We start from the raw sequence: 15,011 nt of genomic DNA, 5'->3' as shown, positions 1-15,011 counted from the left end.
AGAGGCGACAGGTCCATCGCCTCCTCCTCGTAGATCGCCTCGCCCGAATGCTTGTCGAAGCCGGTCTGGACCGTGCGGGTGATGACCTCGCCGGCAGCCAGCGCCTCGCCGACCCGGACGTTGAAGCCGTCGATGTTGCGCACACCGAGCTTCGACATCTTCTTGTAGCGCTCCTCCATCTCGCGCACCGCCCATTTCAGCGCGACCACCGCCTTCTTCGGGTCGGTGACGACGGGGGTGAGCAGATGCGGGATGCCGTCATAGACGGAAAGCTCGAGCATCTTGGGATCGACCATGATCAGCCGACACTCCTCCGGCTTCAGCCGGTAGAGGATCGACAGGATCATGGTGTTGATCGCCACCGACTTGCCCGAGCCGGTGGTGCCCGCCACGAGAAGGTGGGGCATGCGGGCCAGGTCGGCGATCACCGGCTCGCCGCCGATGGTCTTGCCGAGGCAGAGCGCCAGCTTGTGCTTGGTGCCCTCGAAATCCTGGGAGGCGAGAAGCTCGCGCAGGAAGACGGTCTCGCGCCTGGCGTTCGGCAGTTCGATGCCGATCGCGTTCTTGCCCTGCACCACTGCGACACGCGCCGACACCGCGCTCATCGAGCGGGCGATGTCGTCCGCCAGCGAGATCACGCGCGAGCTCTTCGTCCCCGGCGCAGGCTCCAACTCATAGAGCGTGACCACCGGGCCGGGGCAGGCCTGCACGACCTCGCCACGGACGTTGAAATCCTCCAGGATTCCTTCGAGCAGGCCGGAGTTCTGCTGGATGATCTCGATAGGGATCGCGGTCGCGATCTGCGGCGGCTCGGCCAGGAACTCGATCGGCGGCAACTCAAAGCCCATCGACGCGATCGGCTTTGGCATCGGCATGGCCGCGCGCAGCTTCGGCGCCGCGGGCACGACCGAGACCTTCGGCGCTGCGGCCGGGGGCGCGACCTCCGCCTCGACGGCCTTCGGCACAGAAGCTGCGACCGGCGCCGCGGCGGGAGCGAGCTGTCCCATGATCCTGCGGCGTGGAGCCTGGGCCTTCGGGGCGGGTGCCGGTGCGGCCGATTCCGCTACGGCCGGCATAGGAGCGGTTGCAATGACCTGCAGAGCCGGCGGCGTCAGACTCAGCTCGAAACGATAGGGCTGCGTCCAGCCGAAGGTCATGGTCGCCGGGGCGGCGGCTGGAACCGGAGCGGGTGCCGGGCGTGCCGGCTCTGCCGCGGCCACCGGCGCGATCAGCTGAGACCTCGCCGGTGCCCTGGATGCGAGGACTGGCGGAGCGGTCTCGAACGTTGCCTCGTCTTCCTGCTCCGCGTCAGGGATGAACTCCCAGAAGGCGGCATCGGAGAGGAAGGCGAACGGGGTCGTGACGGCCTCGGCCGGATTCTCTTCCGGCAGCGACAAATCGAAATCCGACGCGATCAGTGCGTCCTCGCCATCGCCCACCATCTCGGTCTCGGCTTGCGACGCCAGTTCGGGCGCCGGAATCTCCGCAGACCCGCCGCCCCAGACCTGCTGCAGCATGCGCTGGGGGGTGCGCCAATAGCGGACGCGAGCGGGATCGACGGGCACTTCCGGCTCGGACTCGGGCAGCGGGATGGCCGCCTCGGCGGCAGGGCGCTCGACCTCCTGCCGGCGAACCTTGTCGGGGGTGCGCCCGTAACGGACGAGCCCCGGCGGCACCTCTGCTCCGGACCCGCGGCGATCGACTAGAGCCGTCTCCGGAATATCAGCGAAATCAGATAGTTGATCCGAAATCCGCGCGGCGGGAGAAGCGCTGTTCGTCTGGAGATTGCGATGGATTCGACGCATGATTGACGCTAGGCCCGACACTCACTCGACTGAGCATCGAGAGGTACCGGCGCAGGGTTAACAGCCCCTGAATTCGCGCCGGAAATAGCTGTGGATCGTGACCTGCGCCCTGCCCTCTCAATCGGCCTGGAAGGCGCCGATCATATAGCTCTCATTGCCGATCTCGGTGACGCGGCCCTTCACCTCATAGCTCGCCAGATCGACGATCCAGACGACGCTGGAATTGGATTTGCCCTTGGGCGCACCGGTGATCGCCGCATATTTCCCGTCCCGCGTGATCGCGATGCCGCGCGGCCGCGACGGCTCGCCGCCCGGCGTCTTCAACTCGACGCGCTTGATCGTCGCAGGCTGCCCGGCGAGCGCCTTGGCGACGTCGATGATGTCGATGTTGTTCGAGCGGAACTGGGTCGAGAGGAGGCGCTTTCCATCAGGCAGGAAGGCGGCGACGAAAGGCCGGGTCGGCGTCTTCTCGTCATCGGTGCCGACGAGGACGCGCGCCACCTCGGCCTTGGCGGGATCGCTCAGCGCCTTCTCGACATCGACGATCGTGACGGTGTTGCCGGGCGTGTCGGTCTGGGCATTCTCGCGCGAGGCATGGGCGACGAGCCTGCCGTCCGGGCTGGTCGAGATGCCGAAGCCGCCGGCCTGGACCGGGATGCGCGCCACCTCCGCACCGCTCTCGCCGGCGATCGCCTTCTGCAGGCTCATCACCGTGATGTCGTCGGTGCCGCCATTGGCGCCGAAGATCGTGCCGCCGCCGAGCGGGCTGATGGTGACGCCGTTGGTGTCGGGAAAGCAGCCGAACTTCGGATCGGGCGCACGATGCGGGATCGGATTGGGCGGACAGGCAAAGCCCGGCTTGCCATAGGCCTGCTCGACCTTGCGGATCACCTTGTTGGTCGAGAGGTCGACGATGCTGAGATGGCGCCCGCCATCCTCGTCGCCCTCCTGCTCGGCATGGGCGAGGACCGCATGCTTGCCGTCGGCGGCGATGGCGAAACCGGTCGGGCCGAAGCCGCCGGTCTCGATATAGCCCTCGACTGCGCCGAGCGTGCCGTTGCTGGCCGGATCCAGCGCCTTCTTGAGATCGACCACCGTCACCGTGCCGGCATGGCCGTGCTGGAAGGCCGCTGCCGCCTCCGGCGTCGATCGGCCGGAATGGTTGACGACATAGGCGCGGCGCTGCTCCGGGGCGATCGCGATCGAGATCGGCTGGCCGCTCGACACCACGCTCTTGCCGTCGACCTGGATATCCGGCGTGACGCGCAGGCGATTGACCACCGCCTTCGCCGTCCCGTCATTGGCCGGGTCGATCGCCTTGTCGAGATCGATGACCAGGACGACATTGTCCCAGCGCCCGCTCGCGAGGAAATAGTCCTTGGCGAGGGCCGGTTGCGCCGCTGCGATGGCGCAGAGCGCCACCATCGTGCCGAGAAGCGTCGTCCTTTGCATGGTCGTCCTCCCTCGGTTGTCCCGTTCTCCGGGTTCGTCGTTCGCTATGTCGGTGTGGCGTGCTCCTTGAGCGCCTCGTCCAGCACCCTGACGACGTGCACGGCTTCGCGGCCGGCGCCGTCATGGATCTGATGGCGGCAGCTGGTGCCGTCGGCGACGATGAGATCGCCAGCCGCCGCCTTGCGCACCGCCGGTAGCAGCGAGAGCTCGCCCATCGTCAGCGAGACGTCGATCGTCGCGGCGCCATAGCCGAAGGCGCCGGACATGCCGCAGCAGCTCGATTCGATCGGCTTGACCTCCAGCCCCGGCACCGCCCGCAAGGTCCTCTCGACCGCGCCCATCGCATCGAAGGCTTTCTGGTGGCAGTGCCCGTGCAGATGCGCGACGCGCCCGCCTTGGTCGCGCAGCGCCAGCCTGGTCCGGCCCACAGCTATGTCGGCGGCGAGCAGTTCCTCGACCAGCAGCGCCGCCTTGGCCAAGGGCTCGACCTCAGCCTTGGGCAGCAGCGCTGCAAATTCGTCGCGGAAGCTCATCAGGCAGGAGGGTTCGAGCCCGACGATGCGCGCGCCCTTGGCGACGAAGGGGGCGAGCGCATCGAGCGTCCGCCTTGCCTCGGCCCGCGCCTCATCGACCAGCCCGGCCGAGAGGAAGGTGCGCCCGCAGCAGAGCGGCCGGCCTCCCCCCGCAGCTTCGACGCGGTGCAGGCGATAGCCGCCGGCCAGCAGCACGCGCTCGGCCGCCTCCAGGTTCTCGCGCTCGAAATAGCGGTTGAAGGTGTCGCCGAAGAGCACGATGTCGCGGCCATCGCCTTTGACATCGGATGCGCTCGACTGCGCAACTGCCTCGCGCCAGGGCTTGCGCCAGACCGGCAGCGAGCGCCGCGCCGAGAAGCCGAGCCAGCGTTCGCTGAGCTTGGCCAGCGGCGGGATGCGGTCGCGCAGGTTCATCAAGGGCGCCAGCTTGGCGGCGATCGGCGCATAGCGCGGCAGGAAGGCGATCAGCCGCTCCTTCAGCGGCAGGCCGTGCTTCGCGTGGTAGTGATGCAGGAACTCGACCTTCATCCGGGCCATGTCGACGCCGGTCGGGCAGTCGCGCTTGCAGCCCTTGCAGGAGACGCAGAGATCGAGCGTCTCCTTCATCTCCGGCGAGGTGAAGGCGTCCTCGCCGAGCTGGCCGGAGATGGCGAGCCTGAGCGTATTGGCCCGGCCGCGGGTGAGATGCTGCTCCTCGCGCGTCGCGCGCCAGGACGGGCACATCGTGCCGCCGGCCATCTTCCGACAGGTGCCGTTGTTGTTGCACATCTCGACGGCGCCGCCGAGACCGCCCCAGTCGGACCAGTCGAGCGCCGTTTCCACCGGCACCGGCGTGGCGTAGCCGGGCGGAAAGCGCATCAGGCTGCGATCGTCCATGTGGTAGGGCCGGACGATCTTGCCGGGGTTGAGATGATTGCCGGGATCGAAACCGTCCTTGACCGCCTCGAAGGCGCGGGTGAGCGGTCCGCCGAACATCGGCTCGACGAAGTCGGAGCGCGAGATGCCGTCGCCATGCTCGCCGGAAAACGAGCCCTTGAAGCGGCGCACCAGCTCGCAGGCTTCCTCGGCGATGCCGCGCATCGCCTTCACGCCGGCTTCCGTCTTCATGTTGAGGATCGGGCGGACATGCAGGCAACCGACCGAGGCATGCGCGTACCAGGTGCCGCGCGTGCCGTGCCGCTCGAACAGCGCGGTGACCGCGTCGGTATAGTCGGCGAGATGCTCGAGCGGAACTGCGCAGTCCTCGATGAACGAGACCGGTTTCCCGTCGCCCTTCATCGACATCATGATGTTGAGGCAGGCTTCGCGCACCTCCCAGACCGGCTTCTGCCTGGCAGGCTCGACCACCTCGACCACCGCATCGGGGAAACCGTAATCGGCCATGCACTGGTCGAGCCGCCTGAGGTCGCCCTTCAGCGCGGCAAGATCGTCACCGGCGAACTCGACCAGCAGCAGGCAGTTCGGCTTGCCCTTGGTGATGTCGGCGAGCGTGCGCACGAAGAGCGGAATATCGGCGCCCAAGACCAGCACATTGTTGTCGACGAGCTCGACCGCGACCGGCCCGAGCGCGACGATGTGCTGCGTCGTCTCCATCGCGGCGCGAAAATTCGGGAAATGGCAGACGCCCATGACGCGGTGCTGCGGCAGGGTCGAGAGCTTGAGCGTCGCCTGCGTCGTCAGCGCCAGCGTGCCCTCCGAGCCGACCAGCAGATGCGACAGGTTCGGCCGCGGCACGATCAGCTCGTCGAGATTGTAGCCGCCGACGCGCCGCTGCACCTTGGGGAAGATCGCCTCGATCTCGTCGCGATGCCGGCCGGCCAGGCCCAGCATCTGCTCCATCAGCGCCCGCGCCCGCGGCGAGGCATTGTCGCCGACCGGCCCCTCGCCAAGCGCGAAGGGTTCGCCGTCATGGAACATCGCCTTCAGCGCGATGACATTGTCGACGGTCTTGCCATAGCGCAGCGAGCGCGCGCCGGAGGAGTTGTTGCCGACCATCCCGCCGATGGTGCAGCGGCTCGCCGTCGAGGGCTCGACCGGGAAGAACAGGCCATCCTTCTTCACATGGCCGTTGAGCGCCTCCAGCACGATACCGGGCGCGACGCAGACCGTGCGCGCCACCGGGTCGTAGTCGCGGATCGCGTTGAAATGCCGGCTCATGTCGAGGATCAGCGCGTCGCCGATCGGCTGGCCGTTCTGTGAGGTGCCGCCGCCGCGCGCGATCACCGGCACACCGTGCTCTGCGGCGATCGTCAGCGCTGCGGCAATGTCCGCATCGCTCTTCGGGAAGGCGACGCCCTGCGGGACGATCTGGTAGATCGAGGCGTCGGTGGCGTAGCGCCCGCGGGTGAAGGCGTCGAAACGCACCTCCCCTTCGAGCGCCTGCGACAGTTTCCGTTCGAAGCCGAGATTGCGGCTATGCGGGCGCGGCAGCGCGGCCTGCGTCATCGTGTGGCCTCAACGGTCTCGGGGTCTATCCGGCCGCGTCCGCGCAGTGCGGCAATCGCATCGCCGGCCGGCCCCCAGCAGAGCAGCAGCAGGGCCAGGACGACGAGCGTCGCGACCAGTCCGTTCGCCCAGAACACGCCGAGCGAGCCGCCCGAGCCGAGCAGGGCCTGGCGGAAGGCGTCCTCGGCCCGGTCGCCGAGCACCAGCGCCAGGATCATCGGGGCGAGCGGGTAGTCGAGCTTCTTGAAGACATAGCCGACGACGCCGAAGATCAGCATCAGCCAGATGTCGAACATCGAGTTCGAGATCGTGTAGGCGCCGATCGCGCAGACGATCAGGATCACCGGCGCGACGAAGGAGAACGGGATCCGCATGATCGCGGCGAAGAGCGGCACCGTCGCCAGCACGATGATCAGCCCGGCGAGATTGCCGAGATACATCGAGGCGATCAGCCCCCAGACGAAGTCCTTCTGCTCGACGAACAGCATCGGCCCGGGCTGCAGGCCCCAGACCAGCAGGCCGCCGAGCAGCACCGCTGCGGTGGCCGAACCGGGAATGCCGAGCGCCAGCATCGGCAGCAGTGCGCTGGTGCCGGCGGCGTGCGCGGCCGTCTCCGGCGCAAGCACGCCTTCGATCTCGCCCTTGCCGAAATTCTTGCCGCGCTTCGAGAAGCGCTTGGCGAGGCCGTAGCCCATGAAGGACGCGGCGATCGCCCCGCCCGGCGTCACGCCCATCCACATGCCGACGACGGCCGAGCGCAGCAGTGTCGCCCAGTAGCGCGGCAGGCCGGCCCAGGTCCGCAGCACCACCATCAGGTCGATCTTGGCCTGCTTGCCCTTGAACACCAGCCCTTCCTCGACCGTCAGCAGGATCTCGCTGACGCCGAACAGGCCGATCACCACGATCAGGAAGTCGAAGCCGCGCATCAGCTCGGTCGAGCCGAAGGTCATGCGCAGATCGCCCGAGATCGAATCGAGGCCGACGGCCGCAAGCAGGAAACCGATGCAGAGCGAGGCGATGATCTTGGCGCGGTTCTCCCGGCCCATGCCTATGAAGGAGCAGAACGTCAGGAGGAAGACCGCGAAGAACTCGGCCGGGCCGAATCTAAGCGCGAACTGTGCGACCAGCGGTGCGACGAAGGTGATCAGCACGACGCCCGAGAGCGCGCCGATGAAGGAAGCGGTGAAGGCCGCAGTCAGCGCTTCTGCCGCCTTGCCCTGCACCGCCATCGGATAGCCGTCGAAGGTGGTCGCGACCGACCAAGCCTCGCCGGGAATATTGAACAGGATCGAGGTGATGGCGCCACCGAACAGCGCGCCCCAGTAGATCGAGGACAGCAGGATGATCGCCGAGGTCGGGTCCATGCCGAAGGTGAGCGGCAGCAGGATCGCGACACCGTTCGGCCCGCCCAGCCCCGGCAGCACCCCGACGATGATGCCGAGGATGACCCCGACCGCCATGAAACCGATATTGTGCCAGGAGAGCGCGACCTGGAAGCCGGCGATGAGCGAGGCGAGATCGTCCATCGGTCGTCCTTCAGTAACCGAGCATGGCTTCGAGCGGGCCCTTCGGCAGGGGCACGCGGAACTGCAGTTCGAAGACCCAGAAGCAGGCGAACGGCACGATCACGGCGGTCAGCAGGATCGACCACCAGCGTGAAGTGCCGACCACCGCCATGAAGGCGATGATGAAGATCGCCGAGGCGACATAGAGCCCGAGCGGCTGGATCAGCGCCACGAACAGCACGAGCGGCCCCAGCACCCGGACCACCTGCCGCAACTGCTCATAGGTGACGAAGACTCCGTCCGGCCGGCGGAAGGACTGCCAGAGGATGAATAGCGAGGCCGCAAGGAAGATCCAGCCGACGCGGGCCGGGAAGAAGCCGTTCTGCGGCCCGCCATCCCAGCCGGCGCCGCGGCCATGCGAGTCATAGAGGACGATGCCGGCGAGCCCGATCAACAGCAGCGCCGTGACGATCTCGACCGGGCGACGCGAGATGCCGCGTTCGGGTGCTTCGGTTTCGGAAGGCAATGACATCAATCACTCCCGCTGGTCGTCCCGGACAAGCCGCGTCGGCGGCGCTGCTGGCGTCATTCCAAGGCCGGCCGCTCCAGTTCGTCATGCTCGCCCTTGTGGCGAGCATCCACGTCTTGGACACCGCGCTCGATCAGGGAAGCGAAGACGTGGATGGTCGGGACGAGCCCGACCATGACGCCCTAGGCCGTGATTGCGGCCCAGGTTCACTTCGCCATGAAGCCGGCTTCGGTCATCAGCTTCTCGTGCTTGGCTTCGTCGGCCTTCAGGAAGGAAACGAAGGCCTCGCCGTCGCGATAATCCGCCGCCAGCGCATTGCGGGCGAGATAGTCCTTCCACTCCGGCGTCTCCGAGACCTTCTTGAACAGGTCGACATAGAAGGCCTGCTGCTCCTTGCTGACCTTGCCGGGCATGAACATGCCGCGCAGCATCTGGTAGCTGACGTTCAGCCCCTGCGAGGCGCAGGTCGGGATGTCGGCCCAGGACTGCCCGTCCGCGACCTTCTCGGTATAGGCCATCTTCTGCTCGGCGAAGACACAGAGCGGGCGCGTGGCGCCGCCGCGCCAATTGGCGAGATCCTCGGCCGGGTTGTTGGTGGTGGCCTCGACATGGCCGCCCGCCAGCTGCGTCGTCGCCTGGCCGCCGGAGGTATAGGGGATGTAGGCGAACTTGGTGCCGCCCTGCTTCTCCATGGCGAAGACCAGCAGGTTGTCCTCGCGCTTGGACGAGGTGCCGCCGATCTTCATCGGCGGGCTGGCCGCTTTCGCCGCCGTCATCAGGTCGCCCGCATTCTTGTAGGGCGACTTGGCGTTGACCCAGAGCAGGAAGGAATCCTGCGCCAGCATCGCGACCGGGGTGTAGTCGGTCCAGTTCAGCGCCAGCTTGGTCGCCATCGGCGTCATGAAGATGCCGCTCGAGGTGGTGATCAACTTGTGCGGATCGCCGGCCGATTTCTGAATGTCGAGCATGCCCTCGGCGCCGCCGGCAGCCGGCTTGTTGACGACGATGATCGGCTGCTTGGTGAACTGCTGCTTCTGGATGATGCCCTGGATCGTCCGCGCCATCTGGTCGGACGCCCCGCCCGCCGAGAACGGCACCACGATCTCGATCGGCTTCGTCGGCTCCCAGGCGGCCGCCTGCCCGATGCCGGCGGCCAGAATCGCGGTCGCGGCCAGCCATTGCTGCTTCATGATCGCACCCTCCCGATGATTGCGCTCTGTCGGCGCGGTGAAGGGACCTTAGATCAAAAAATTTTGCATTCAATATGAAAAGTGAAGATGAAAAATTTGACGGCGTTTCTTGCCATCAGCCTCGGGTGGGAGTGAACGGCAGACCCAAAAATCCCATGACCAAACAGCACCTGCTCCGAGATGCCCAGATCAAGCCCGAGCATGACGCCATCGGGAACGGCCGCTCATCCCGCCGAAGCCTGCGCCGCCTTCCGCTTGTTGCGCAGATGCAGGAACAGGATGTCGGAAAGCTCCGAGCCGGCGCGCCGGCGCAGCGCGTCGAGGATCGCCTCGTGCTCGCGCATCGCCTCGCCCCAGCGATCGCGATCCTTGGCGAGATTGGCCGAATAGCGCACCCGCCGGATCCGGCCGGCCAGGCTGGCATAGGTCGCAGCCAGCGTCGCATTGCCTGCTGCCGCAACGATCAACTGATGGATCGTTTGGTTGCAATGGAAGTAGCCATGCATGTCGCGGCGCAGGTAAAAGCGGTACATTTCATGATGCATCCGCTCGATTTCGGCAAACTCCGCCTCAGAAATCCGCTCGCAGGCCAGCCGCCCCGCCAGCGCCTCGAGCCCGCCCATCACGTCGAAGAGTTCGCGGACATCCTCGGGGCTGAGCTCACGCACTCGCGCGCCGCGATTGGGCAGGAGTTCAATCAACCCCTCCGCCGCCAGCACCTTGAGCGCCTCGCGCAAAGGCGTGCGCGAGATGCTGAAGCGCTCGCACAGCGCCCGCTCGGGAACGCGCGCGCCATCGGCGAGATTGCCCTCGACGATGAAGTCGCGCAGCGCGGCGAGCAGCCCTTCATGCAGCGAGACGGCAGGTCTTGCAGCCTCGGGCGGCGCCAGGCCCTGCTCATCGAGAGTATCGAGAAACGGCTCGCTCATGCATCATCGCTAAGTCGGCTTGGCTCGCCTGTCGAGCCCGCTTGTCGACAAGTAGCATACCATGATGCAGTTGATCTTCCAAAAAATGAATGCAAAATATCCGGCAACGGCGCAGCGGCGCCTGGCCCTAGGGGAGGATAAGAACATCATGCAAGGGCGTCACTTCCTGCACATTCCCGGTCCGAGCCCGATTCCGGACCGGATTCTGCGCGCCATCGCCATGCCGATCATCGACCATCGCAGCGCCGAGTTCGCCGCGCTCGGCAAGACCGTGCTGGAAGGCAGCAAGGCCATCTTCAAGACAAAGCAGCCGGTGGTGATCTACCCCTCCTCCGGCACCGGCGCCTGGGAAGCGGCGATCGTCAACACGCTCTCGCCCGGCGATACCGTGCTGATGGCCGAGACCGGCCACTTCGCCACGCTGTGGAAGAACATCGCGACGCGTTTCGGCATCGAGGTCGAGTTCATCCCGGGCGACTGGCGCCGCGGCGCCGATCCGGCCGCGATCGAGGCGAGGCTTTCCGAGGACAAGGCCCGCAGGATCAAGGCGGTGATGGTCGTCCACAACGAGACCTCGACCGGCGCGACCAGCCGCGTCGCCGAGATCCGCAAGGCCATCGACGCTGCCGGCCACCCGGCCCTGTTCATGGTCGACACCATCTCCTCGCTCGCCTCGGTCGACTACCGTCATGAAGAATGGCAGGTCGACGTCACCGTCTCGGGCTCGCAGAAGGGACTGATGCTGCCGCCAGGCCTCGGCTTCAACGCCGTCTCGGAGAAGGCGCTCGCGGCCTCCAAGAACAACACGTTGCCGCGCTCCTTCTGGGACTGGGAGGAGATGATCAGGATCAATGCCGGCGGCTTCTTCCCCTATACGCCGGCGACCAACCTGCTCTACGGGCTGAAGGAGGCGCTCGCCATGCTGCAGGAAGAGGGGCTGGACCAGGTCTTCTCCCGCCATAAGCGCCTCGCCAGCGCCTGCCGCGCCGCGGTCAGGGCCTGGGGGCTCGAAGTGCTCTGCGAGAATCCGGCCGAGCACTCGCCGGTCCTGACCGCCGTGCTGATGCCGCCGAGCCATGACGCCGACCGCTTCCGCAAGATCGCGCTGGAGAAGTACAACATCTCGCTCGGCTCAGGGCTCGGAAAAGTCGCCGGCAAGGTCTTCCGCATCGGCCATCTCGGCGAGTGCAACGAGCTTGCTCTGCTCGGCGCCCTCTCCGGCGTCGAGATGGGCCTTGCCGCCGCCGGCGTGCCCCATCGCAGCGGCGGCGTTTCGGCGGCGATGGCCGATCTCGAAGGCGCTGAATCTGGCAACCAGGCCAAGGCCGTGGCTTGAGCCCCGGTAGAGAAGTAATGCAATATCATCGAACAAGCGCGGAATGCCCTCTCCCGGATGGGAGAGGGGTAGGGGTGAGGGACCGCCGCTGATCGCTAAGGCGAGGCGGCTCCGCTGCGACCTCGACCGGCTACGGCAGGCCCTCATCCCTACCCTTCTCCCACTCGGGAGAAGGGTTCCCCGCGGATATCACGTCGATCATCGCCCGCTGGAAACTAGGCGCGAACCTCACTCAGCAGCCTCAGCCGCCTTCGCCCCCTGCCCCCGCGCCGCCTTGAGCAGGTTGCTGCGGAGCCTGACCACCGCCTTCTGCACCACCGGAAAATCCTCGCCAAGGCCGGCGGCCGCCACCAGGTTCATCGGCAGCGCCTTCTCGCGCAGGGCCCTGCCCTCCGGTGTCAGGCTGACGCGAACCTGGCGCTCATCGGCCGGATCGCGCTGGCGGCGGATATAGCCGAGCGCTTCCAGCTTCTTGAGGATCGGGGTCAGCGTATTCGACTCCAGGAACAGCTTCTCGCCCAGGCCGCCGACGCTCTGATTATCCTCCTCCCAAAGCGCGATGATCGCGATGTACTGGGTGTAGGTCAGGCCGAGTTCGTCGAGGATCGGCTTGTAGGCGCGCCCATAGGCCAGATTGGCCGAATAGATCGCAAAGCAGAGGAAATTCGCCAGCTTGGGCACATTCGGATCGTTCGGGGTCGGAGCGGGCATGGCCGGGCCTCGTCGTGAGCGCGTCATTGTTCCTCAATATATATCGCATCCGATTAAATCGGAAGACTTGACATCGTTTGAGCGCTTCACATATATGACCGCATCCGATTAGATCGGATACGATCTAATTCACGAAAGGAAGCCAGACATGTCCTCTACCGACAAGGTTCTCTACACCGGCCGCACCCACACCACCGGCGGCCGCGACGGCGCCGCCCGCAGCTCGGATGGCCGTCTCGAGGTCAATCTGACCTCCCCCGGCGTGCCCGGCGCCGGCACCAATCCCGAGCAGCTCTTCGCCGCCGGCTGGTCGGCCTGCTTCATCGGCGCGATCGGGCTGGCGGCGCGCGAGCGCAAGGTCGCGGTTCCCGCCGAGACCGCCGTCGATGCCGAGGTTGACCTGCGCCATGGCGAGGCCGGCTACTTCCTGCAGGCCCGCCTCAACGTCGCCCTGCCGGGGCTGGATCGCGGCACCGCCCGCGCCCTGGTCGATGCGGCGCACCGGACCTGCCCCTACTCCAAGGCGACCCGCGGCAACATCGAGGTCGAGATCAACCTCGTCTGACCTGTACCGGACGGCGCCGCGCGGAGATCTCCGCCGGCGCCCTTCTTCTCCCAGTCGTCGCCACCTCGCGCAGAAGGCATTCCATCATGACCAAGGCCAAGGCCTCCGAAACCATCGATCCCAGCCGCCGCTTCTTTGTCGGCGCCATGACGACGGCAATCGCCGCGGCCGGGCTCGGCCTCGGCCGATCAGCTCTCGCGGCGCCGGCCACGCTGTCCTCCTTCGGGACGCTCAAGCAGATCGATGCCGGGGTGCTCCGCGTCTCCTATGCCGAGCAGGGCCCCGCCGATGGTCCGGTCGTCATCCTGCTGCATGGCTGGCCTTATGACATCCACACCTATGTCGATGTTGCCCCGCTCCTGGCCGCCAGGGGCTATCGGGTGATCGTGCCTTCGCTGCGCGGCTATGGCGAAACCCGTTTCCTCTCGCAGGACACGCCGCGGAACGGCCAGCAGGCCGCACTCGCCGTCGACGTCATCGCGCTGATGGATGCGCTCAAGCTCGACAAGGTGCTGCTCGGCGGCTGCGACTGGGGCGCGCGCACGGCCTGCATCGTCGCGGCACTCTGGCCCGAGTGGGTCAAGGGGCTGGTCTCGGTCAGCGGCTATCTGATCGGCAGCCAGAAGCTGAACGAAGCGCCGCTGCCGCCGAAGGCTGAGCAGCAGTGGTGGTACCAGTTCTATTTCGCCACCGAGCGGGGCGCGGCCGGCTACGCCAGGAACACCCGCGACTTCGCCCGCCTGATCTGGGAGACCGCCTCGCCGAAGTGGAGGTTCGATGACGCGGTCTTCGCGCGCTCGGCGACGGCCTTCGACAATCCCGACCATGTAGCGATCTCGATCCATAATTACCGCTGGCGCCTCGGCCTGGCGCAGGGTGAGGCGCAATTCGACGCGCTGGAGAGCAAGCTGGCAGCCTTCCCCGTCATCACCGTCCCGACCTTCACGCTGGAAGGCGACGCCAATGGCGCGCCGCATCCCGATCCGGCCGCCTACGCCAAAAAATTCTCCGGCTGGTACCGCCACCGGACGCTCGATGGCGGCATCGGCCACAACCTGCCGCAGGAGGCCCCGGCCGCCTTCGCCGAGGCGATCATCGCGGTCGACCGCGCCTGAAGGCGGCGCTCATGGCGAGCGGCTCGGGATGGTTACCCGGGCCGTTACCGGATGCCGACAAATGCGAGGAATTCCCGAGGGCCGCCTTTACCCGCCTCCCCTATGATCCCAAGCGATTTTAGGGAGGAATTAATGGCCTTGAAGATGATGCTAGCCGGCGCCGCTGCGATGATGATGCGGCAGATTCCGCTGGCCGCTCCGGCAGAGCAAGCACCTCTCGTGGCCCGCGGCATGGACGACCTGCCGCTGGAGCCCTCCCCGATCGAGCCGTCCTGGATCATCTCCGGCGAACCGTTCGCGCGCGTCGGCCTGCATTCGCGCGCCGGCGACGATGCCGCCTCCACCGCCATGTGGGACTGCACCGCCGGCGAATTCCGCTGGTTCTTCGACTGGGACGAGACCGTCGTGATCCTCGAAGGCGAGGTCCATGTCACCGCGCAGGACGGCTCACAGCGGACGCTGCGCCAGGGCGACATCGCCTATTTCGCCGGCAAGACCTGGGCGACATGGCGGATCGACAATTACGTCCGCAAGATCGCCTTCTGCCGCAAGCGCCTCCCGGCGCCGGTCGCACTGGCCTATCAGCTGCGCAACATGCTGCGCGGCAACCGCGGATCGCAGGGCGGCCTCGCCGCCTGAGGCAGACGCCACCGGCTGGTACGGCTGCCAGCGAAACTGGTTCGCTCTCAGCCGACATCACCAGACCAAGACAGAGCCTGCAATCAGAACCGCATCTCGACCCTGCCCTTGAGGGCGTGATCGCGGGCGCGCTCGCCGATGGCGGCCGAGTAGGTCAGGCCGAGCGCGGTGGCCTGCGAGAGGCGCCAGTCGAGGCCGGCTTCCGCCACCAGCGCCTCGCGGTCGATCCTGGCGGCGAAGACCTGGGCGGGCGTCGT

The 15,011-nt window shown here is 66.8% G+C and carries 12 protein-coding genes; 4 read left to right on the top strand and 8 right to left on the bottom strand.

The annotated features are described in order from the left end of the window. From ACQKLX_RS29390 to ACQKLX_RS29360, 7 genes are all read right to left on the bottom strand, one after another. Positions 1–1,676, bottom strand: a 1,676-nt coding sequence (locus ACQKLX_RS29390) for a DNA translocase FtsK (protein WP_427365099.1), incomplete at its 3' end; no start/stop codon positions are given. Positions 1,677–1,922: 246 nt separating this feature from the next. Next, positions 1,923–3,257, bottom strand: coding sequence for a YncE family protein (locus tag ACQKLX_RS29385; RefSeq protein ID WP_427365098.1), 1,335 nt, complete (start codon positions 3,255–3,257; stop codon positions 1,923–1,925). A gap of 44 nt (positions 3,258–3,301) precedes the next feature. Beyond that, positions 3,302–6,235, bottom strand: a complete 2,934-nt coding sequence (locus ACQKLX_RS29380) for an FAD-binding and (Fe-S)-binding domain-containing protein (RefSeq protein WP_427365097.1) — start codon at positions 6,233–6,235, stop codon at positions 3,302–3,304. Next, the gene (locus ACQKLX_RS29375; protein WP_427365096.1) at positions 6,232–7,761 is read right to left on the bottom strand and encodes a tripartite tricarboxylate transporter permease; all 1,530 of its coding nucleotides are present in this window, start codon (positions 7,759–7,761) and stop codon (positions 6,232–6,234) included. The genes ACQKLX_RS29380 and ACQKLX_RS29375 overlap by 4 nt, the downstream gene beginning before the upstream one ends. A 10-nt stretch (positions 7,762–7,771) precedes the next feature. Then, positions 7,772–8,272: a tripartite tricarboxylate transporter TctB family protein gene (locus tag ACQKLX_RS29370; protein WP_427365095.1), complete on the bottom strand. Its 501-nt coding sequence runs from the start codon at positions 8,270–8,272 to the stop codon at positions 7,772–7,774. Between the two features lie 203 nt (positions 8,273–8,475). Continuing rightward, complete coding sequence (locus tag ACQKLX_RS29365; RefSeq protein WP_427365094.1) at positions 8,476–9,459, bottom strand: Bug family tripartite tricarboxylate transporter substrate binding protein; 984 nt, start codon at positions 9,457–9,459, stop codon at positions 8,476–8,478. A 224-nt stretch (positions 9,460–9,683) separates the two neighbouring features. Next, entirely contained in the window at positions 9,684–10,388 is a 705-nt protein-coding gene (locus ACQKLX_RS29360) for a GntR family transcriptional regulator (protein WP_427365093.1), read from the bottom strand. A gap of 148 nt (positions 10,389–10,536) precedes the next feature. Here ACQKLX_RS29360 and ACQKLX_RS29355 point away from each other — a divergent pair, with 148 nt between their 5' ends. Further along, positions 10,537–11,724 (top strand): pyridoxal-phosphate-dependent aminotransferase family protein, encoded by a 1,188-nt coding sequence (locus ACQKLX_RS29355; protein ID WP_427365092.1) that lies wholly within the window; start codon positions 10,537–10,539, stop codon positions 11,722–11,724. 228 nt (positions 11,725–11,952) lie between these two features. Here ACQKLX_RS29355 and ACQKLX_RS29350 read toward each other — a convergent pair whose 3' ends face one another. After that, positions 11,953–12,435, bottom strand: coding sequence for a MarR family winged helix-turn-helix transcriptional regulator (locus ACQKLX_RS29350; RefSeq protein WP_427365091.1), 483 nt, complete (start codon positions 12,433–12,435; stop codon positions 11,953–11,955). Between the two features lie 148 nt (positions 12,436–12,583). Between ACQKLX_RS29350 and ACQKLX_RS29345 the strand changes: the two genes are divergently transcribed. The 3 genes from ACQKLX_RS29345 to ACQKLX_RS29335 all read left to right on the top strand — a co-directional run bounded on the left by ACQKLX_RS29345 (position 12,584) and on the right by ACQKLX_RS29335 (position 14,754). Further along, complete coding sequence (locus tag ACQKLX_RS29345; RefSeq protein WP_427365090.1) at positions 12,584–13,000, top strand: organic hydroperoxide resistance protein; 417 nt, start codon at positions 12,584–12,586, stop codon at positions 12,998–13,000. Positions 13,001–13,086: 86 nt separating this feature from the next. Beyond that, complete coding sequence (locus ACQKLX_RS29340) at positions 13,087–14,115, top strand: alpha/beta fold hydrolase (RefSeq protein ID WP_427365089.1); 1,029 nt, start codon at positions 13,087–13,089, stop codon at positions 14,113–14,115. A gap of 132 nt (positions 14,116–14,247) precedes the next feature. Then, positions 14,248–14,754, top strand: coding sequence for a cupin domain-containing protein (locus tag ACQKLX_RS29335; protein ID WP_427365088.1), 507 nt, complete (start codon positions 14,248–14,250; stop codon positions 14,752–14,754). The last annotated feature ends 257 nt before the right edge of the window (positions 14,755–15,011 follow it).

The sequence above is a fragment of the Allobosea sp. NPDC003192 genome, from assembly GCF_050275675.1.
Classification (GTDB): domain Bacteria; phylum Pseudomonadota; class Alphaproteobacteria; order Rhizobiales; family Beijerinckiaceae; genus Allobosea.
The sequence above is the reverse complement of the archived record's forward strand: the minus strand, read 5'-3'. Positions and strand labels throughout refer to the sequence as shown.